This is a genomic window from uncultured Dubosiella sp., from assembly GCF_964018005.1.
Taxonomy (GTDB): domain Bacteria; phylum Bacillota_I; class Bacilli_A; order Erysipelotrichales; family Erysipelotrichaceae; genus Dubosiella; species Dubosiella muris.
Genome location: NZ_CAXHOA010000009.1, coordinates 1 through 19,954 on the forward strand (window position 1 = coordinate 1; position 19,954 = coordinate 19,954).

Annotated in this window: 18 protein-coding genes; 13 read left to right on the forward strand and 5 right to left on the reverse strand. The window is 53.7% G+C overall.

Annotated elements, in window-relative coordinates; genetic code table 11:
* Positions 1-349 precede the first annotated feature (349 nt).
* A complete protein-coding gene (locus tag ABNS49_RS07340) occupies positions 350-1,120 on the reverse strand; it encodes a type II toxin-antitoxin system PemK/MazF family toxin (protein ID WP_289108265.1) in 771 nt (256 codons plus the stop codon).
* 318 nt (positions 1,121-1,438) lie between these two features.
* Here ABNS49_RS07340 and ABNS49_RS07345 point away from each other — a divergent pair, with 318 nt between their 5' ends.
* The 12 genes from ABNS49_RS07345 (at position 1,439) to ABNS49_RS07400 (ending at position 13,947) form a co-directional block, all read left to right on the forward strand.
* Complete coding sequence (locus tag ABNS49_RS07345; RefSeq protein WP_289108266.1) at positions 1,439-1,699, forward strand: hypothetical protein; 261 nt, start codon at positions 1,439-1,441, stop codon at positions 1,697-1,699.
* A 98-nt stretch (positions 1,700-1,797) separates the two neighbouring features.
* The gene (locus ABNS49_RS07350; RefSeq protein ID WP_289108267.1) at positions 1,798-3,573 is read left to right on the forward strand and encodes a potassium-transporting ATPase subunit KdpA; all 1,776 of its coding nucleotides are present in this window, start codon (positions 1,798-1,800) and stop codon (positions 3,571-3,573) included.
* A 13-nt stretch (positions 3,574-3,586) separates the two neighbouring features.
* Positions 3,587-5,641: a potassium-transporting ATPase subunit KdpB gene (gene kdpB / locus ABNS49_RS07355; RefSeq protein WP_289108268.1), complete on the forward strand. Its 2,055-nt coding sequence runs from the start codon at positions 3,587-3,589 to the stop codon at positions 5,639-5,641.
* Positions 5,642-5,653: 12 nt separating this feature from the next.
* On the forward strand, positions 5,654-6,250 hold the full coding sequence (gene kdpC / locus ABNS49_RS07360; protein WP_289108269.1) for a K(+)-transporting ATPase subunit C: 597 nt from the start codon (positions 5,654-5,656) through the stop codon (positions 6,248-6,250).
* Positions 6,251-6,395: 145 nt separating this feature from the next.
* A complete protein-coding gene (locus ABNS49_RS07365) occupies positions 6,396-8,987 on the forward strand; it encodes a sensor histidine kinase KdpD (RefSeq protein WP_289108270.1) in 2,592 nt (863 codons plus the stop codon).
* Positions 8,980-9,690 carry a response regulator transcription factor gene (locus ABNS49_RS07370; RefSeq protein WP_135979605.1) on the forward strand — a complete coding sequence of 237 codons (711 nt, stop codon included), beginning with the start codon at positions 8,980-8,982 and terminating at the stop codon, positions 9,688-9,690. The genes ABNS49_RS07365 and ABNS49_RS07370 overlap by 8 nt, the downstream gene beginning before the upstream one ends.
* Before the next feature lie 116 nt (positions 9,691-9,806).
* A complete protein-coding gene (locus ABNS49_RS07375) occupies positions 9,807-10,184 on the forward strand; it encodes a hypothetical protein (protein ID WP_135979604.1) in 378 nt (125 codons plus the stop codon).
* A gap of 4 nt (positions 10,185-10,188) precedes the next feature.
* Complete coding sequence (locus ABNS49_RS07380) at positions 10,189-10,626, forward strand: NfeD family protein (RefSeq protein ID WP_135979603.1); 438 nt, start codon at positions 10,189-10,191, stop codon at positions 10,624-10,626.
* Between the two features lie 2 nt (positions 10,627-10,628).
* Entirely contained in the window at positions 10,629-11,534 is a 906-nt protein-coding gene (locus tag ABNS49_RS07385) for an SPFH domain-containing protein (protein WP_135979639.1), read from the forward strand.
* Between the two features lie 218 nt (positions 11,535-11,752).
* Positions 11,753-12,901: an FprA family A-type flavoprotein gene (locus tag ABNS49_RS07390; RefSeq protein ID WP_135979602.1), complete on the forward strand. Its 1,149-nt coding sequence runs from the start codon at positions 11,753-11,755 to the stop codon at positions 12,899-12,901.
* Positions 12,902-13,043: 142 nt separating this feature from the next.
* Positions 13,044-13,505, forward strand: coding sequence for a transcriptional regulator Spx (gene spx / locus ABNS49_RS07395; RefSeq protein WP_135979601.1), 462 nt, complete (start codon positions 13,044-13,046; stop codon positions 13,503-13,505).
* A 127-nt stretch (positions 13,506-13,632) separates the two neighbouring features.
* Entirely contained in the window at positions 13,633-13,947 is a 315-nt protein-coding gene (locus tag ABNS49_RS07400) for a hypothetical protein (protein WP_135979600.1), read from the forward strand.
* A gap of 43 nt (positions 13,948-13,990) precedes the next feature.
* Here ABNS49_RS07400 and ABNS49_RS07405 read toward each other — a convergent pair whose 3' ends face one another.
* The 4 genes from ABNS49_RS07405 to ABNS49_RS07420 all read right to left on the reverse strand — a co-directional run bounded on the left by ABNS49_RS07405 (position 13,991) and on the right by ABNS49_RS07420 (position 18,583).
* Positions 13,991-14,149, reverse strand: a complete 159-nt coding sequence (locus ABNS49_RS07405; RefSeq protein WP_168353526.1) for a hypothetical protein — start codon at positions 14,147-14,149, stop codon at positions 13,991-13,993.
* A gap of 72 nt (positions 14,150-14,221) precedes the next feature.
* A complete protein-coding gene (locus ABNS49_RS07410; protein WP_348688149.1) occupies positions 14,222-16,849 on the reverse strand; it encodes a cation-translocating P-type ATPase in 2,628 nt (875 codons plus the stop codon).
* 59 nt (positions 16,850-16,908) lie between these two features.
* Positions 16,909-17,466 carry a manganese efflux pump MntP family protein gene (locus ABNS49_RS07415; protein WP_135979598.1) on the reverse strand — a complete coding sequence of 186 codons (558 nt, stop codon included), beginning with the start codon at positions 17,464-17,466 and terminating at the stop codon, positions 16,909-16,911.
* Positions 17,467-17,698: 232 nt separating this feature from the next.
* A complete protein-coding gene (locus tag ABNS49_RS07420) occupies positions 17,699-18,583 on the reverse strand; it encodes a MurR/RpiR family transcriptional regulator (protein WP_135979597.1) in 885 nt (294 codons plus the stop codon).
* 144 nt (positions 18,584-18,727) lie between these two features.
* On the opposite strand from ABNS49_RS07420, the gene ABNS49_RS07425 reads away from it, so the two are divergent.
* Positions 18,728-19,930, forward strand: coding sequence for an MFS transporter (locus ABNS49_RS07425; protein WP_168353525.1), 1,203 nt, complete (start codon positions 18,728-18,730; stop codon positions 19,928-19,930).
* The last annotated feature ends 24 nt before the right edge of the window (positions 19,931-19,954 follow it).

A 19,954-nucleotide genomic window follows, 5' to 3' on the forward strand; every position in this document is an offset into this window, starting at 1 on the left:
TAGAAAATGTTTAGGCTACAAAACACCATATGAAGTGTATTATTCGGAAACGTTGCACTTAATTTGACAATTCAAGGTAAAAAATTTAAGTACACCAAAAATCAAGATGCTTTTTTTTGATATGGATTTTGTCAGTTTGAAGGAAACAAAGAAAAAAGAGCTGTAACTTTTTAGTGATTTCTAAAAAGGATCCATTCGTTACAGCTCCTTCATTGAGTCCGTGGAGCCCGAAAATATTCGTCTCCAAAATAATTTTTTTCCACAGCGCCTAAGAAAAACTTATCGCTGAAGTTATCATCATTAATATATCTAGTTATGGGTTTTCTGTCAAATAAATTGTTTTTTTTTCTTATTTGGCATCGCAAATGACCAAATTATCCGATACGAGCCTTTTTACAAGTTCGTGATCAATTACTGATAATGCATTCTCTGTAACGGATATTTTCCCAATAGGATCAAGAGGATTAAGCGGGAGTCGAATTCTGAATTTGCTTATAGTGGTTATTGAATTAGGCATTAAGAAAGACTCTTTGTCATTCCCTTTATATGTATTCCTTATTTCTTTCAACCATTCAATTACGACAAGCAAGAGGTCAGTGGTGGAGTTTATTGGATTGCCTTCATCAACAGCAATAGATTTATATACATTTGCGCACTCTGTTAACTCATTTATTTGTTCGTTGCTAAGATCGGAATCTTCTGGGCTTATATAGAAATTTAATAGGCGATTCATATCCGATAGATTCTTTGAAAATTCGGTTATTATATCCAATATAATTTCTCTACCGATTGAAACATTATACGGCTTATTTTTTGAAGTTAAAGGCATCACGGTAAGTGCTTCATTGTAAGGATTATCGTTTTTCGTAAGAACAACCGCAAAATGGTATCCACACAACTCTGCGCCGATGGAAGTTCCAAAATCTACATAGATAATGGTCCCTCTTCGATATTTACGGAATCTTTTCTTCTGGCCGAAATGTTTGTTTTCGTTGTGATAGAATTTTGCTTGTTTATTCATCCATAAATGCAAATTCGAAAACTTTGGATTTCGCGGGTTTTTTATAATGTCTTTTACTTTTTCGTTTGCTAAATCACAGGTCTGTAGTTTATTTTTCATTTTTTCTTTTCCCCTCTATAAACCTCAATTTTTAATTTTTTTATATTTGAATTAACAGTTTTTAACCTTCACTTTTCAATAGTGTCATTTCTTATTCTTTTTGCCAATTTTATTTTCATCATGCAGGCTTACTCTCTAATTCAAAAGTGAAATTTATCATATGATTTAAGTATATTAAAAATATAGCTCTCAATAAAGCGCTATATTAAATATTTTCTTTTATTTTGCCGAAAGGCAATTCGGTAGAGTGAGAGCCAAAAAAATGAAAGATATTTTAATTGTTTGATTCATTTGATTGCAGAATGAAGGGAAGAACATATGATGGAGATTTCAGGAAGAGATAAAACGAAGTTTATAGAAATTTTTCAAAATACGTACACAAAATACGTACAAAGAGCTGAAAAGATACTAACCGATGGAGATGCTTTTGGAGCAGTAGAGAAGGGGAATAAAAAAAAGAAGTTCTCATTTAAGATAGTTTTTATTCGGCAAAAGGCCCCATCTTTATACAATCTTTATACGAACGCCTTTTCCTTAACGCCAATTTTACAAAAAAAAGCCTATCATAAGGTCCATTAGGAGGGTTTTGTGATGCCAATACTCATCGCACTGTCGGCGCTATGCGCCATCGGATTATTGATATGGTATATCGTGATTTTGTTAAAGGGGGACGCGCAATGATGGCACTTGTCATACGCTATGGCGTCTATGTGCTTCTGGTCGGCGCGCTCGCCTATCCGCTCGGCCTTTACATGTACAACGTCATGTTTGAAAAAAAGAACGCCTTGACCGGACTGGTCGGTCCGCTGGAAAAGGCGACCTACAAAGTGCTGGGAATCGACCCCGACAAACCAATGAACGGCAAGCGGTATTTAAGCTCGCTGCTGCTGTTTTCTTTGATCGGCTTCCTCGTTTTGTTTTTGATGCTCGTCACGCAAGCAAGCCTTGTCCACGACAAAGGCTTTGTCGGCATGGACATCGCGCAGGCGTTCAACACAGCCGCCTCGTTTGTCACCAACACGAACTGGCAGTCGTACACGCCCGAAACGCAAATGACACCCGTCGTGCAGGCGCTCGGTCTGAGCGTGCAAAACTTTCTGGCGCCAGCCGCCGGCATGGCCGTGCTCTTCGCGCTCGTGCGCGGACTCATCCAAACGAAAACCGGCACGATTGGCAACTTCTGGAAAGACATGACCCGGATCCTGCTTTACATTTTGATCCCGATCAACCTCGTGCTCTCGCTGCTGCTCGTTTCGCAAGGCGTCGTCCAGACGATGAACGGCACGCAAACCGCCAAACTGCTGGAGCCAGTCGCCGTCAACGCCAAAGGGGAGTGGATCGAAAACGCCATCATCGACGAGGAACACGACGTCGTAATCGTCGACGGAACGATCGTTCCCGACGCGAAAATCATCACCGAGCAGGCACTGCCATCGGGGCTTGCCGCCAGCCAAATCGCCATTAAACAAAGCGGGACGAATGGCGGGGGCTACTTTTTGACCAACGCCGCCCATCCATACGAGAACCCGACGCCGTTCACGAACGTGCTCGAGGTCGTTTCGATCCTGCTCATTCCCGCCGCGCTGTGCTTCACCTTTGGCAAGGCGCTCAAAGACATGAAGCAGGGCCGGGCCATCTTCTGGGCCATGCTCATTTGCCTGCTGCTCTCCACGCTTGTCATCACGCTGGGCGAGCACGCCGGCCTTGGCCTCGATCCCGCCATGGCGCTGGAAGGAAAGGAAACCCGCTTCGGCATTGTCGGTTCGAGCATCTGGTCGAGCTTTACGACCGCCGCGTCCAGCGGATCGGTCAACGCGATGCTCGATAGCACGTCGCCTGTGGCGCAGCTGGCCATGCTGCTTGTCATGCAGCTAGGCGAAGTCATCTTCGGCGGCGCGGGCTGCGGCTTGTATGGCATGCTCGCCTTCGTCATTTTGACCGTCTTTATTGCCGGCCTCATGGTCGGCCGCACGCCCGAGTTCGCCGGCAAGAAAATCGAGCCGTATGAAATGAAGTGGGCCGTCGTCATGGTGCTCGCCGCGCCATTCGCGATCTTGCTCGGAAGCACGATCGCCTGTCTGGACCCGGCCACGATGGATAGCGTGTCCGCTTCCGGGCCGCACGCGTTCACGCAAATCCTGTACGCCTTCACATCGGCGGGCGCCAACAACGGCAGCGCCTTGAGCGGATTTGCCAGCCACACCGTCTTGCTCGACACGCTGCTGGGCGCGATGATGCTGTTCGCGCGCTTCGTGCCCATGGCAGCCGCCATCTTCATGGCCCAGCACTTGAGCCGCAAGCAAATGGTCGCCAGCACGTCGGGAACGCTTTGCACAAGCAACGCCTTGTTTGTCTTTTTGCTGATCCTGATCGTCGTCGTGATCGGGGCGCTCAGCTTCTTCCCGGCGCTCGCGCTCGGGCCAATCGCCGAGTGGACGCAAATGATCCATTGATGAGGTATTCGATATGAACAATCAACAAAAACAATCGTTCGCCGACGGCGCCATGATCAAGGCGGCGCTCATCGACAGCGTAAAAAAAATGGGACCAAAAACCCAGGTCGAAAATCCAGTCATGTTTCTCGTATACTTGAGCGCGTGGCTGACGACCGTCTTCTTCTTTTTCGCGCTCGCCGGCATCCAGGACGCCCCGACCGCGTACATCTTCACCATCGCCATCATCTTGTGGCTGACGGTGCTGTTCGCCAACTTCGCGCAAGCCATCGCCGAAGGCCGCGGCAAAGCCCAGGCCGACGCCCTGCGCTCCTCCAAAAAGGAAGTGGAGGCCCGCCGCGTGGCTTCGCTCGACGATTTGGAAACTGTCGAAACCGTCTGTTCGCCTGACTTGCACAAAGGCGATCTCGTCCTTGTCAAAGCGGGGGAGACGATTCCAGCCGACGGCGACGTCGTGCTTGGGGCGGCCAGCGTGGACGAAAGCGCCATCACCGGCGAATCCGCGCCCGTCATTCGTGAAGCCGGAGGCGACCGCAGCGCCGTGACCGGGGGCACGAGCGTGCTCTCGGACTGGATCGTACTGCAAGTCGTCAACGAAGCCGGCAACAGCTTTCTCGACCAAATGATTTCGATGGTGGAAGGCGCCAACCGCAAAAAGACGCCCAACGAAATCGCTCTGCAAATCTTTTTGATCGCGCTGTCCATGATCTTTATTTTAGTGACGATCGCCTTGTACGCGTTCTCGGCGTTTTCCGCGACGATGGAAGGTGCCGCCAACCCGGTATCCATCACGACATGCGTCGCCTTGCTCGTGTGCCTGGCGCCCACGACGATTGGGGCACTGCTTTCCGCCATCGGCATCGCCGGCATGTCGCGCCTGAACCAGGCCAATGTGCTTGCCATGAGCGGACGCGCCATCGAAGCGGCCGGCGACGTCGACATTCTCATGCTTGACAAAACCGGAACGATCACGCTGGGCAACCGGCAGGCTAGCGAATTCATTCCCGTCGACCACACCGACGAGATGGAACTCGCCCAAGCCGCCCAGCTTTCCTCGCTAGCGGACGAAACGCCGGAAGGGCGCAGCATCGTCATTCTCGCCAAGGAAAAGTACGGGCTGCGCGAGCAGGAAATCAAGGATATGACGTTCGTGCCGTTCACGGCCGCGACCCGGATGAGCGGCGTCGACTTCCAGGATGTGCAAATCCGCAAAGGCGCCGCCGACACGATGATGAAATTCGTCGAAAAGGCGGGCGGTCACGTGTCGTTCGAAACACGCGAAGTCGTCAACGCCATCGCCACCAAAGGCGGCACACCGCTTGTGGTTGTCAAAAACAACAAGATCCTCGGCGTCGTCTATTTAAAAGACATCATCAAGGAAGGCGTCAAAGAGAAATTCAGCGATTTGCGCAAGATGGGCATCAAGACGATCATGATTACCGGCGACAACCCGATGACTGCCGCCGCCATCGCCGCGGAAGCGGGCGTCGACGACTTTCTCGCCGAGGCGACCCCGGAAGGCAAGCTGGACATGATTCGCAAGTTCCAGCAGGAAGGCCACCTCGTCGCGATGACGGGCGATGGCACCAACGACGCGCCCGCCCTGGCGCAAGCCGACGTGGCCGTGGCGATGAACACCGGCACGCAGGCAGCCAAGGAAGCCGGCAACATGGTCGACCTCGACTCCTCGCCGACCAAGCTAATCGAAATCGTGCAAATCGGCAAGCAGCTGCTTATGACACGTGGCAGTTTGACGACGTTTTCCATCGCCAACGACATCGCGAAATATTTCGCCATTATTCCGGCGCTGTTTGTCGGCTTGTATCCGCAGCTTGACGTGCTCAACATCATGCGACTGGCCAGTCCGCAAAGCGCGATCCTGTCCGCGGTCATCTACAACGCCTTGATTATCGTGGCGCTCATCCCGCTGGCGCTGCGTGGCGTCCAATACAAAGAGCTGCCGGCCGGCAAACTGCTGTCGCGCAACTTGCTCGTCTACGGACTGGGCGGACTCGTCGCGCCGTTTGTTTGCGTCAAGCTCATTGATCTGCTGATCAACTGCATATAAGGAGGTTCAATCATGCTTTCAACCCTTTGGAAACCTTGCGTCCGCTTCTTCCTGTTGTTCACGCTCGTCTGCGGCGTGCTGTACACGGGAAGCGTCACGATTTTGGCGCAGCTTTTCTTTCCGGCCCAGGCCAACGGCAGCCTCGTTGAAAAAGATGGCGTCGTGGTTGGATCGACCGCGATCGGCCAGCCGTTCAAGGACGACGACCACTTGTGGGGACGCCCGGCATCCATTGACGTCACAAGCTTCCAGGACGAGTTCGGCCAGCCGCTCGTCTATGGGGCGCCAGCCAACCACGTGCGCTCCGATTCAGCCTACCAGCAGGACCTTTCCAACAAACGGGAAGATCTGGCCGTCAAACTCGGTGTCGATCCAAAAGACGTGCCCGCGGACTTGCTGGCGAGCTCCGCCAGCGGGCTCGATCCCGACATTTCGCCAAAGGCCGCCAAGGCGCAGGTCAAACGCATCGCCCAAGCCAAAGGCATCAGCGAGAAGGAAGTCCAAAACGTCATCGACGCCTGCACGAGCAAGGCGTGGCTTGGCTTGTTTGGCGAGAATCGCGTCAATGTGCTCGAGGTGAATTTGAAGCTCGACGAAATCGGACATTAAGTTTTAAATAAACGGAAAAAACAAGGAAACAAGACGATAAAATCGTACGGCCAGCCATGGATTTGGCTGGTTTTTTTGAGGGATGATTTGAATTGAGTTTCCCGCAGTCAATCGTGTAAGATGAACGCTAAAGGAGGGAATCCACTTGAGAAAAGGGCATTTAAAAATCTTTTTCGGCTACGCGGCCGGCGTGGGCAAGACATACAGCATGCTCGTCGCCGCCAGGGAAGCCAAGGTGCTTGGCCGCGACGTCGTCATTGGCTACGTCGAACCGCACGATCGGGCGCAGACGCTCGCGCTCATGGAAGGACTGGAAGCGCTGCCCAAACGACAATACCAGGAAAACGGCGTGGCCGTCGAGGAGTTCGATTTGGATGGGGCGCTGGCGCGCGATCCCGACTTGATTCTTGTCGACGAAATGGCGCACACCAACGCCTCTTCAAGCCGCCACCACAAACGGTACAAAGACATCGAGGAGCTGCTCAACGCCGGCATCGACGTGTACACGACCGTCAACGTGCAGCATCTGGAAAGCCTGAACGACACGATCGCCGCCATCACGACCGTGCGCGTACGCGAGCGCATCCTCGATTCGAGCTTTGACGAAGCCGACCAGGTGGAACTGGTCGATATCGAACCGGAAGAGCTGCTCGAGCGGATGAAGGCGGGAAAAATCTACGCCCCCGCCCAGGCGATGCAGGCGATGGACAACTTTTTCACGCTCGACCACTTGCGGGCGCTGCGGGAAATCGCCTTGCGGCGCTGCGCCGAACGGGTGAGCCGGCTCCAGGGGGCGTCGGCCCCCAAAGGCGACGAGCACATTTTGGTTTGCCTGTCCTCGTCGCCAAGCAACGAGCGCATCATCCGCACTGCCGCCCGGATGGCTGCCGCCTTCAAAGCGCGGTTTTCGGCCGTGTATGTACAGCGCGACGACGAGGAGTGGCGCGGGCAGGAAAACGAGAAGCGGCTCGAAAACCATAAACGGCTCGCCCAGCAGCTGGGCGCGCGCATCGAAACGCTGTATGGCGAGGATATCGCGGAGCAAATCGCCACGTTTTCCCGCTTGTCGCATGTGACCAAAATCGTCCTGGGGCGCAGCGCCGTTTCAAAGCCGCGCTTTTTTCCGTCGCCGACACTGACGGAGCGGCTGATCGGCCAGGCGCCCGACCTGGACGTGTACATCATTCCCGACAAGGCGGGCTACAAGGCGCAAAAGAAAAAGCTCTTTCGCGTCATGAAGCCGACGCGCGCGCTGCTGAAAAGCGTGCTCATTCTCGCCTTTGTGACGATAGCCGGCCTGGCGCTCGAGATGAGCGGCTTTCCGAAAACCGCGATCCTCACGACGTACGTGCTCGGGGTGTTATTCGCCTCCACGTTGTCGGCCAGCGCCTTCAACGGTCTGGTGACTTCGCTGGTAGCCGTGCTTTTGTTCAATTTCGCGTTCACGCCGCCTCGCTATTCGTTCCACGCCTTGCACGCCGGGGACTTTTTGACGCTCGCGCTTATGTTTGCCGCGGCGCTGCTGACAAGCCGCATGGCGCAAAAGATTCGCTCAAGCGCTGAAAGCGCGGCCCGCTCGGCGTTTAAGACGAAAGTTTTGCTCGAAACGAACCAGTTGCTTCAAAGCGTCGAGGAAGAGGACGTGGTGTTCGAAATTGGCGCGGCCCAGCTGCGCCAGCTGCTGGACTGTCCAATCGTCACATACGCTTACGCCAAGCGCCGCATCGGCCATGGCCGGGTGTATGGGGAGGGCAAGGAGCTGCTGCTGACGCCCAACGAGCGGGCGGTTGCCTACTGGTGCGCCACCAACAACAAGCACGCCGGCGCGAGCACCGACACGCTGTCCAGCGCCAAGTGTTTGTATTTGGCGGTCCGTCTGAACGAGAAGGTATACGGAGTGGTTGGGATCGCGATGGACGAAGGCGCCCGGCTCGACCCGCTGGAGCAAAGCATCGTCTTGTCGGTGCTTGGCGAATGCGCCCTCGCGCTGGAAGGCATTCAAAGCCGGGCCGAAAAGGAACAGGCGCGGATGCTGGCGAAAAACGAGCAGACGCGCGCCAACCTGCTGCGGGCCATTTCGCACGACTTGCGCACGCCGCTGACGTCGATTTCGGGCAACGCGTCGAATTTGCTGGATAACGAGGCCGGGATGGACGAAATTACCCGAAGGCAGACGATCGAGGACATTTACGAGGAGTCGAACTGGCTCATCGGTTTGGTGGAAAACCTGCTCGCCATCACCCGGATCGAGGAAGGCAAGGTGGCGCTGCATCCGACGCTGGAGCTGTTCGAGGAGCTGGTGGAGGAGGCGCTGGGCCACATCCGCCACAACGAGGATCACGAAATCGCGACGGACGGCGACCCGTTTTTGTTTGTCGAAGCCGATTCCAGACTCGTGATGCAAGTGCTCGTGAATCTGGTGGACAACGCCATCAAATACACGCCGTCCGGATCGAGAATCGAGATCGCGTGGCGCAAGGAGGGCGAACGGGTGCGCGTCGAGGTGAAAGACGAGGGCGAGGGCATTCCGGACGCCGTCAAGGCGCGGGTGTTCGAACGGTTTTACTGCGGCGACCACGAAATCGTCGACAGCCGGCGCTCGCTTGGCCTCGGGCTTTCGCTTTGCGAGTCAATCGTGCACGCCCATGGCGGGACGATCGAGGTAAAGGACAATGTGCCCAAAGGCAGCGTGTTCACGTTTACGCTGCCGTATCGAAAGGTGGATTTACATGAATAAAAACACAGTGCTGATCGTGGAGGACGACGCCAGGATCCGCCACTTGATGGCGACGACGCTCAAACTGCACGAATACAAATACGACATGGCGAAAAACGGCAAGGATGCGCTCATGCAGACGTTGTCCAACCGGCCGGATATCGTCTTGCTCGACTTGGGACTGCCGGATATGGACGGGCTGGAAGTCATCGAGACGATTCGCTCGTGGTCGCAAGTGCCGATTATCGTCATTAGCGCGCGCAACGAGGACCAGGACAAAATCGAGGCGCTCGACCAGGGGGCCGACGACTACTTGACCAAACCGTTCTCGGTGGACGAGCTGCTGGCCCGTTTGCGGGTGACGCAGCGGCGGCTGGCGCAAATGGAAACCGGGCCGCGGATGGAGGATGCCTGTTTGAAAAACGGCGGGCTGGAAGTCGACTTGGCGCGCGGCGTGGCGAGCGTCAATGGCGAGCCGCTGCATTTGACGCCAATCGAGTATAAGATCTTGACGCTTTTGCTGCAAAATCTGGACAAGGTGCTGACGCATACGCAAATCACGAACCGCATCTGGGGCCACAGCCAGGAAAACGATGTCGCCAGCTTGCGGGTGTATGTCGCGGGACTGCGCAAAAAGATCGAGAAAATCGACAAGAAGGCTTCGTGCATCCAAACGCACATCGGTGTGGGATACCGGATGCTGAAGGCCGCCTCCATGTCGTAACGAAGGACTTTTTCAGGGGTCCTTTTTTTATTAAGCGAAGATGAATTAATTGTGAAAAATTTAACTTGCAAAAAAATAAGAGAAATAATAAACTGGAACCAGAAGGAAGTGAAAACGTGTATCAATGGATCAATGGAAATTCCTATACGTGCCAAGTCACGTTTTATCCGACCAATATCACGCTCAACGCCGCGGCTTGTACGTTTTTTCAGGATATCCGCTGGGTGCGCATCGGCCTGGATCTGGAACGAAAGCGGGTGGCGATCGAGCCGGTTCCGAAGGCGACGATCGAGCTTGGCGTCATTCCAAGGGAACAGCTGCAAAAGCTTTCGCTAGGGAAAGGGTATGGACGCATCAGCAACAAGGCGATCATGCACGAGATCTACACGTCGATGCATGTGCCGGTGGACGGCTGCAAATACGCGGCCGCCTTCAACCAAAACGAGAATTTGCTGGAAATCGAGTGTGGAGACGGAATGGGAAAAGAGGGATGAAAAGATGGTTTTGATTTGGATCGCGGCCGCGCTGGCGGCTGTGCTGATTGAACTTTTGACGCCAACCGCGCTGGTGAGCGTGTGGTTTGCGCTGGGCGCGGTGGTGGCGGCGCTGCTGGCCATCCTGCGTTTGTCGGTGGCTGTGCAAGTCGTGGCGTTCGTGCTGGTTTCGCTTTTGGCGATGCTCATCGTCCGTCCAATCGCGTCGCGTTACTTGCGCGGCAACGTCGTGCCGACCAACGCCGATCGCATGATTCACCAGATCGGCACGGTGACAAGGGAAATCAGGGAGGACCAGTGGGGCGAAGTGTACGTGCTCTCTTCGTACTGGTCGGCGGTGTCGTTTCAGCACGAGACGATTGAAAAGGGCACGAAGGTGAAAGTATTGAACATCGAAGGCGCCAAGCTCATCGTGGAGGCGCTCGGGAAAGGAAATGAATAATGATGACTATTGTAAAAATCGTTTTGATCGTTTTGGCGATCGTGCTCATCGTGGCCATTCTCATGAGCATGATCAGCATCGTTTCGCAAGCCAACGCCTACGTCATTGAGCGGCTGGGCGCCTACTATGCCACGTGGCACACGGGCATCCACTTCAAGATCCCGTTCATCGACCGGGTCGCCAACAAGGTGACGCTCAAGGAAGTCGTGAAGGATTTCGCGCCGCAGCCAGTCATTACGAAAGACAACGTCACGATGATGATCGACACGGTCGTCTACTTCCAGATCACGGATCCGAAGCTGTACACGTATGGCGTCGTGGGGCCGATCACGGCCATTGAGAATTTGACGGCCACGACGTTGCGAAACATCATCGGCGACCTCGAGCTGGACGAAACGCTGACGTCGCGCGACATCATCAACACGAAGATGCGCAGCATTTTGGATGAGGCGACCGATCCGTGGGGCATCAAAGTCGGACGCGTCGAAGTGAAAAACATCATTCCGCCAAAGGATATTCAGGAAGCGATGGAAAAGCAGATGCGCGCCGAGCGGGAACGCCGCGAGTCGATTTTAAAGGCGGAAGGCGAAAAACGCAGCGCGATTTTGACCGCGGAAGGAAAGAAAGAGGCAACGATCCTGAACGCGACCGCCAAAAAGGAAGCGATGATCGCCGAGGCGGAAGGAAAGGCGAAGGCGATGGAGGCCATTTACGAGGCGCAGGCGCGTGGAATCCAGATGATCAAGGACGCCAATCCGACCAAGGAGTATTTGACGCTGCAAGGCTTGAAAACGTACAGCGATCTGGCCAACGGAACCGCGACCAAGATCGTGGTGCCAAGCGAGCTGCAAAACCTGGCGACGATTTTGACGGCGTCCAAGGAATTTGTCGAGTCGAAAGAAAACTAAGGGCAAAAGGAAAGGATTTGGATGTACGATATGGCGATCGTTCTTGGCTTCATCGTGGCGGCCGCTTTCGCGGCGAACGCATTGCTGCATCGAAAAAAGCCATGAAACGCGAGGCGCTCTGTGAAAAACGGGGCGCCTTTTTTGTATTTATGATTCCTTTTTCTTTTCTGTATGTAGTGATGATGATAAAATGTGAAAGGAAACAGGAGGCTTTTTTTATGTGGAGCAATACATATATCAAATATATCGGCGCGAATGACCACGATTTGGATCTGTTTGAAAGCCAGTATCCGATTTCGCATGGCGTGTCGTACAACTCGTATGTGATCGTCGATGAGAAAATTGTCGTGATGGACACGATCGACATTCGCAAAAGCGAGGAGTGGCTGAACAACCTGGCCGAAAAAATCGGCGACCGTCCGGTGGACTATTTGGTGATCTCGCATTTGGAGCCGGATCACGCGGCCAATATTTTAGAGCTGTGCAAGCGGTATCCGAACATGCGGCTCATTGGAAACGCGCAGACGTTCAACATGCTGCCAAACTATTTTGACATTGAAGGGCTGAATGAGAAAAAAGTCGTCGTGAAGGAAGGCGACCAGATTTCGATCGGAAAAAACACGCTGCAGTTTTTCATGGCGCCCATGGTGCACTGGCCGGAAGTCATGGTGACGTACGTGCCGGAGGAAAAAGTGCTGTTCTCGGCGGACGCGTTTGGTAAATTCGGAACGCTGGACTACGAGGATGGCTGGGTGGACGAAGCCCGCCGCTACTATTTGAATATCGTCGGCAAATACGGCATGCAGGTGCAGGCGCTGCTGAAAAAGCTGAGCGGCTTGGATGTGCAGATCATCTGCCCGCTGCACGGCCCGATCCTGACGGAAAACCTGGGGTACTACATCAACTTGTACAACACGTGGAGCTCGTACGCGCCGGAGGAAGAAGGCGTGTTTATCGCGTACTCCTCGATTTACGGCCACACGGCGCACGCGGCCGGGCTGCTCAAGGACATGATCGAGGGCCTTGGCAAGAAGGCGAAAGTGGCGGATCTGTCCCGCGTTCCCGTATCGCAGGCGATCGCGGACGCGTTCAAATACAGCTCGCTCGTGCTCGCTTCCGCAAGCTACGACGGCGGCGTGTTCCCGAGCATGGAGCTGTTTTTGATCGAACTGGTGCATAAAAACTTCCAAAACCGCAAGGTCGCGATCATGCAAAACGGATCGTGGGGACCGTCGGCGGCGCGCGTCATCCAAGGGTATGTGGACAAAATGAAAAATATGACCCTCGTGGAGCCGATTGTCACTTTGAAAGCGCGTGAAACCGAGCGAAATCTGGAAGAAATGGCGCAAATCGCGGAAGAATTGTAAAAAAAACGATGAATTTCTGCCACAATCCAAACGGGGGAATGTGGTAAAAAACCGGAATTATTTAAGTTTCGCTTAAGCGATAAATAAAATAAATCTTTTCATTTCCTACGAAAAAGGTATAATTTGAGTAGGAGGACAGTATATGGTAATTCTTTATACTTCTCCTGGGTGCGCTAGTTGTCGGAAGGCAAAACAGTGGCTCAAAGATAATCATATAGATTTTGTCGAAAAAAATATTTTTTCAAGTGTGTTAAAAGAAAGTGAGATTAAGTACTTGTTGTCAAGGTGCGAAAATGGTACAGAAGATATCATTTCCGTCCGTTCAAAAGTGTTTCATTCTTTAGAGAAAGGGATTGATGACTTCTCGACAAAGGAATTGATTGTTTTGATACAGAAGAATCCGTCGATTTTGAAGCGGCCGATTCTCTTATCAGAGAATAGTATGGTAATTGGTTATGACGATGATGAAATTACAACATTCACACCGAATGCTATACGCAGTCAGACAACTCACGTCCGCACACCAGGAATGAAAGAAGACGAAACTAGTATCGGTTTGACCCTGAACGACGAACCGGGTACGATTCATCTTAGTTCAATTTAAAATCTCTCGACTTCCCCAGTTGGGAGATTTTTCTATTTTTGTCCCGGCCGGCGCTTTGGAGGATGTGGTATAATAAAACTCCGCTTTCATCCGGATGGATGCGCGGACTAGCAAAGGAACCCGCATTATGAAACAAACCTCGAAACAACATCTCCGGTTCGCTTTGGAAATGCTCGTCTTTACGATTTTTCCAATTATGGAAACCGCCAAAACGCCCATTGTGCTCGGGCAGATTTACGTCTTGTTCTTTTTGTGCGTGGAAGTCATTGGCTGGATGTATGTCAAATCGCTGCGCGAAAACGCGCAGAACGCCAAGCTGCTCATTTTACTCGGCTTTGGAGCGCTGACCATCGGCTATGGCGCGATCGTTCGCTCGCTGCTGATTTTGATTGGCTCGCTCATTTACATGCTCGTGCTGACGCTGTGCAAAAAATGGATTTAAAAAAGGTGTCGATCGAAACGATTTTCGATTGGACACCTTTTTCTTATGGGCGAAAGCTCTGGTTGTTCGCCGCGTTGCGCTGGTCGAGCCGCGCCTGCTCGCCGCTTTCGTCCAGCTGATCACGTCCGGAGCGAGGAGCGCGTCGCTCCAGCCAGACGGACAAAGCGAACAAGGCAATCGCCCCGATGATCAAGATCCACATACGATCCTCCTCCTTTTTCTATATTATATACAAAAAAAGCCTGCCGTAACAGACTTTTTCGAATCGGATTGTTTATTCGTCGTAGCTTTTGGAATGCTTGATCAAGCCAAACGCCTTCGAGCATTCCATCACGACAAATGGAACGAACGCCAAACCAAGGGCGATGAAGAAATCGCCCCAAGGCAAAATCTCCAAATTGAACGGGATGTTGAGCGGCGTGAAGATGACAAGCGCCACCAGCGCGAACGATACGAGCGCCGCCATGTTCAGCTTCTTGTTTGTAAAGAAGCCGGTTTTGAACAACGAGTGCTCGCTGCGCATGTTGAACGCCTGAATGACCTGGGAAAGCGCCAGCGTGATGAACGCCATCGTTTCCGCGCCCCGCTCGGTGTGGGTCAGCTGCTGGCCGAGATAAAACGACAGCAACGCCAGACCGCCAAACATGACGCCTTGCAGGATGATACGGGCGCCAAAGCCATTGGCGAAGATGCCTTCGTTTTTCGCTTTCGGCTTGTGGTTCATGACGTCCTTTTCCACCGGCTCCATGCCCAGCGCGATAGCCGGCAGGGAATCGGTCACGAGGTTGATCCACAGCAGCTGCATCGACACAAACGGCGATTTGTGCCACAACAGCATCGAAACAAACACGACAAGCACCTCGCCGATGTTCGTTCCCAGCAAATAGCCGATGACTTTTTTCAAGTTCGAGAAAATACCGCGTCCTTCCCAGACCGCGAAGACGATCGTCGCGAAATTGTCGTCGGTCAAAATCATGTCCGCCGCCCCTTTGGCGACTTCCGTGCCGGTGATGCCCATCGCGCAGCCAATGTCGGCCGCTTTCAAAGCCGGCGCGTCGTTGACGCCGTCTCCCGTCATGGCGACAACCTGGTTTTTGCGCTGCCAGCCTTTGACGATCCGGATCTTGTTTTCCGGAGAAACGCGGGCGTACACGGAAATGTTTTCAATGTCGTGATCAAGCTCGTCGTCGCTCATCGCGTCAAGTTCGACACCCGTGATGGCTTTGTCGCCATCGCGCAAAATTCCAAGCTCCTTCGCGATCGCGCTGGCGGTGATGACGTGGTCGCCCGTAATCATGACCGGACGGATGCCCGCCTTGCGGCACACTTTGACCGCTTCTTTCGCTTCCGGCCGGGCGGGGTCGATCATCGCGACAAGACCTTCCAGGTTCAAGTCGTTTTCAAGCTGCTCGCTCGTCGGGTTTTTTGGCACCTCGTCAATCGGTTTGGAGGCAATCGCTAAGACGCGCAAGGCGTTTTTGGACATCGCCTCGTTGAGCTCTTTCGCTTTTTTCACGTCGCCGCTTTTCAGGCGTGGAATCATGGAGTCGAGCGCCCCCTTCGTGATCACGACGAGCTGGCCGTCCATTTTGTTGATGGTGGACATGAGCTTGCGGTCCGAGTCGAACGGCAGCTCCGCCAGCCGCGGATACATTTGATTGAGCGCTTCTTTCGTCATGCCGTTTTTCATGGCGGCCGACACGATCGACGTCTCGGTTGGATCGCCGACCGATTTCTCCTGGCCGTCCTCGATCAAGATCGAGCCATCCGAGCACAAGGTGCCCAGTTGAAGCAGGCGCTTGATTTCCTTTGGATCGTCGGTCGTGATGTCGACGACATCCTCGTCGCCGTCGGCCCACGCCTTGACGAGCGTCATTTTGTTTTGGGTGAGCGTGCCTGTCTTATCCGAGCAAATGATCGAGGCCGAACCGAGCGTTTCGACCGCCGGCAGGTTGCGGATGATCGCGTTTTGTTTGGCAAGCTTCGTCACGCCGATCGACAGCACGATCGTGACAATGGCCGGCAAGCCTTCCGGAATCGCGGCGACCGCCAGGGAAACGGACGTCAGGAACAATTCCATTGGCGGCAAGCCGTTGAGCAGGCCGACCACAAAGATGATCGCGCAGCAGCCGATCGCCAAAAAGCCAAGGTACTTTCCAAGCTGGGCGAGCTTGAGCTGAAGCGGCGTCTGGGATTTTTCCTCGCTGTTGAGCAGACCGGCGATTTTTCCCATCTCGGTGTCCATGCCGATGGCGCATACGATGGCCTGGCCGGTTCCATACGTGATGGAGCAGCCCGAGTACACCATGTCCACGCGATCCCCGAGCGGGGCCCCGTCTTTGACGATGGCGCCGGCGTCTTTTTCCGCCGGGACGGATTCGCCCGTGAGCGCGGCTTCCTCGCTTTTCAGGCTCACGCTTTGAAACAGGCGGGCGTCGGCGGGAACGAAGTCGCCGGCCTCCAGTTTGATGATGTCGCCGGGCACAAGATCCTGGGAAGGAACGATTTCCTCTTTCCCGTTTCGGATGACGCGCGCTTGCGGCGTCGTCATTTGCTTGAGGGCGTTGAGCGCGGCCTCGGCTTTGGATTCCTGAACGACTCCCATCAAGGCGTTCAGAATCACGATGACCAAAATCAGAACGGGTTCGAAAAATCCTTCGGGATCCTTTTCAAAAATGGCGATTCCAAACGAAATGGCGGCCGCGATGAGCAGGATGATGATCATTGGATCTTTGAACTGGTCGACAAACCGGGCGAAGCTGGATTTCTGTTTCGCCTCTTTGAGTTTGTTTGGCCCATATTTTTCCTGTCGTTGTTTGACTTGCGTCGTATCCAGTCCGGTATGGATGTTCGTGTCGAGACAGCGTTCCACATCCGGAACCGATTGGTCGTAAAATTTCACGTGTTTCTCCTCCTTGTGTCCATCATATCAAACCACTTTCCCGATTTCCTTTCTAACACTTACAGGATGTTCAGCCCTTCGAGCAGGATTTTCAGCCCGATGAGAACGAGGACGATTCCGCCGAAAAGAGTCGCCTTGGAACGGTACTTGGCGCCAAACAAGCTGCCAATCTTGATGCCAATGGCCGAAAAGGCGAACGTCACGATGCCAATCAGGACGATTGCCGGCACAATCGACACGTCCATAAACGAAAACGTGATGCCGACCGCCAGCGCGTCGATGCTGGTGGCGATCGCCAAAACGAGCATCGACTTCCACGTCATCGAGCCGTCCACGCCTTCCTCCTCGCCAAACGAGTCCTTGATCATGTTGCCGCCGATCCACGCCAGCAGGATAAACGCGATCCAGTGCGTGTAGTTTTGGATGAAGCCGGCCATCAAACTGCCCAGGCCATAGCCGATCAGCGGCATCAGCGCCTGAAAGCCGCCAAACCACGCGCCGGCGATGACCATGTGCTTTCCATTGACGTTTTGAAGCGACAGCCCCTTGCAGATGGACACCGCGAAAGCGTCCATCGACAGCGACACCGCAATCAAAACGAGTTCGATCATTCCCATATTCTCCACTCCTCCTATCATAAAAAAGACTCATGAACGATTAAAAAGTTCATGAGTCTCATCTTTTCAAGCAATACCGGGCGTCAGCCAGGATGTCGACATTGCTGCATTTGAGAATGCTGATTACTCCCTCAGTCGGATAGTTTATAACACGGACCGCCGGTTTGGGCAATCGTTTTACTTTGAAAAAAGGTTAAGCCAGGCTAATCGGCGGGTGAAAAAAAGCCGCGTCCTACGGCTTTTCCTCGTTGATGATCGAAATCGAGGACTTGCGTCCTTTTTCGATTTTTTTGGACCGTTCGACTTTCGCGGCGAAGTTTTGATCGTAGTGGCGCGCGAACACGAGCGAGTAGAGCACGTTCAGCAAATACGAAATCGACGCCTCCGAAGCGTACCACGAAATTTTGGAGTAGAGCTTTTCCCGGGTGCAAATGCGCAGCGTCAAGTCCGCCAGCTTGCTGATGGTGTTGTCCCCCAGCGAGGTAATGGCAATCACCGGCACATGGCTTTCCTTGGCGAAGCGGATCCAGCGGATGAAGTTGCTTGTCTCGCCGGTGTAGGAAATGACGATCATGCACGAGGCCGGATCCAGAATCGTTCCGTTGTACAAGCCTTCGCCGCTGGGCGGCTGGACGATGACGCGCTTTTGGATGCGGCCCATTTTGTACATGAACTCCTCGGCTTGCGCGATGGTGTTGTTCATGGCCACGATGTTGACAACCGGGCAGTCGTCCACGATGGCGGCCGCCTGCTCGATCGCACCCCAGTCGATCAGGGCAAGAGTGTCGTCGATGGCTTCCTTTTCGAGCACGGCGATCCGGTTGGCGATCGTCATCGAAGAGTCGTCCTTTTCAAACGGCACGTTGGCGTTGACGTTTTGAAAATGCGATGACAAATAATCCTGCTCCTCGATGAAGGCGCGCTTCAATTCCTCCCAGCCGGTGAAATCGAGCTTGTGGGCGATGCGAATCAGCGTCGCGGACGACGTGTACGTTTCCTTGGCGATTTGGCGCACCGTTTTGTTTCGGATCTTGGGGCCGGCTTTGAGCATGTAGTCGACAACGATTCGCTGCGAATCCGAAAATTTGGAATGCTTGAGTTTTTCCTTGATTAACATAAATAAATTGTATCATGAGTCATGTTGTTTCGCCAGAACACTTGAAAATCCGTCCGGAAACGAAACACGGAACCCGTTTTTTATCCGCGCTTCTTTTTTGCGCGAAAAGGGAATAAGATGCCTTTGAAAAGGGAGATGGTGGGAATGGACAACACAATGCAAAGAAAATACAACGCGCTGCACGCGACATACTGGATGGGGACGCTGTGCGCGCTTGGCTTCGTGGCCGTGCTTTTGCAGCACAAGGGACTCACGAACACGGAAATCGGCGTCGTCACAGGCGGATCCTCCTTGACGACTATCGTTTTGTCGCCAGTCGTATCCGGCGTATGCGCCAAAGTGAAACGGTTTTCCTTACAGCAGCAGCTCATCGGCTTTTTCGCCGTCGAATCGCTGTTGTTTAGCGCCATCGTGTTTTTGCCTCTGCCCAAAGCGCTTTTGATGGGATTGTACATCGCGATGTACGCGCTGAATATCAGCACCGTACCACTCGTCTCCACGATCGCGATGAACTACATCGCGGACGGGAAACCCGTCAATTTCGGTTTGTCGCGCGGAATCGGCTCGATTTCCTACGCGTTGTGCGCCATCGTCGCCGGCCAGCTTGTCGGCTGGTTTTCCCCGGCAGCGCTGGGCTTCCTGTTTTTGGGCGCCAATATACTATGTGTCGTCGTTTTGTGGCGGATGCCGGCCACGTATTCGAAAACGGAGGCGAAAGCAGATTGCGCGGCCAGCGTCAGCCTGTTTGGCCTAGCCGGGCGGTACCGCTTGTTTTTTGGCTTGCTTCTAGGCTTCGGGCTGGCGTTCGCGGCTAGCGCCTGCGTTGGAACGTATTTGATCAACATCGTGACGTCCCTGGGCGGCGATGCCTCGATGCTGGGCGTGGCGACGTTTTTTATGGCGGCCAGCGAGCTGCCGGTCATGGCGGTGGCGCCACGGCTCATGCACCGGTTCGGGGCCAAAAGCCTGCTCGCGGCGGCGGCTTTGTTTTATATCGCCCGCAACGGTCTGGTGTGCGTGGCGCCAAGCCTGCCGGTTTTGTTTGTCGGGCTGGCGTTCCAGGGACTTTCGTACGGGTTGTTCACGCCCATCATGACATACTATGTGGCGGAAAATCTGGCGAAAGAACATCAAATCATGGGACAGACGATGATTGGCGTCATGACGTCGGGATTTGGCTCGGCGATCGGAAACACGGCGGGCGGCATGCTGCAGGACGCCTATGGCATGGAGACGATGCTGCGGTTCGTGCTCGCGTTGACGCTGGCGGGAGCGCTGATGGTCGTTTCGCTGCGGCAGGCTGGAAAAAAACAAAACGTGCCGCAGCTGGCAAAGGAGTCGAACTAGCGGCTCTTTTTTTTCGCGTTTGAG

Bases quoted from the DNA above. Each gene is read 5' to 3' on its own strand.
- ABNS49_RS07370 (WP_135979605.1), top strand. From the start codon at position 8,980: ATGAATAAAAACACAGTGCTGATCGTGGAGGACGACGCCAGGATCCGC.
- ABNS49_RS07345 (WP_289108266.1), top strand. From the start codon at position 1,439: ATGATGGAGATTTCAGGAAGAGATAAAACGAAGTTTATAGAAATTTTT.
- kdpB (WP_289108268.1), top strand. From the start codon at position 3,587: ATGAACAATCAACAAAAACAATCGTTCGCCGACGGCGCCATGATCAAG.
- ABNS49_RS07340 (WP_289108265.1), bottom strand. From the start codon at position 1,120: ATGAAAAATAAACTACAGACCTGTGATTTAGCAAACGAAAAAGTAAAA.
- ABNS49_RS07405 (WP_168353526.1), bottom strand. From the start codon at position 14,149: ATGTGGATCTTGATCATCGGGGCGATTGCCTTGTTCGCTTTGTCCGTC.
- ABNS49_RS07385 (WP_135979639.1), top strand. From the start codon at position 10,629: ATGACTATTGTAAAAATCGTTTTGATCGTTTTGGCGATCGTGCTCATC.
- ABNS49_RS07420 (WP_135979597.1), bottom strand. From the start codon at position 18,583: ATGTTAATCAAGGAAAAACTCAAGCATTCCAAATTTTCGGATTCGCAG.
- ABNS49_RS07400 (WP_135979600.1), top strand. From the start codon at position 13,633: ATGAAACAAACCTCGAAACAACATCTCCGGTTCGCTTTGGAAATGCTC.
- ABNS49_RS07390 (WP_135979602.1), top strand. From the start codon at position 11,753: ATGTGGAGCAATACATATATCAAATATATCGGCGCGAATGACCACGAT.
- spx (WP_135979601.1), top strand. From the start codon at position 13,044: ATGGTAATTCTTTATACTTCTCCTGGGTGCGCTAGTTGTCGGAAGGCA.
- ABNS49_RS07425 (WP_168353525.1), top strand. From the start codon at position 18,728: ATGGACAACACAATGCAAAGAAAATACAACGCGCTGCACGCGACATAC.
- ABNS49_RS07380 (WP_135979603.1), top strand. From the start codon at position 10,189: ATGGTTTTGATTTGGATCGCGGCCGCGCTGGCGGCTGTGCTGATTGAA.
- ABNS49_RS07350 (WP_289108267.1), top strand. From the start codon at position 1,798: ATGATGGCACTTGTCATACGCTATGGCGTCTATGTGCTTCTGGTCGGC.
- ABNS49_RS07415 (WP_135979598.1), bottom strand. From the start codon at position 17,466: ATGGGAATGATCGAACTCGTTTTGATTGCGGTGTCGCTGTCGATGGAC.
- kdpC (WP_289108269.1), top strand. From the start codon at position 5,654: ATGCTTTCAACCCTTTGGAAACCTTGCGTCCGCTTCTTCCTGTTGTTC.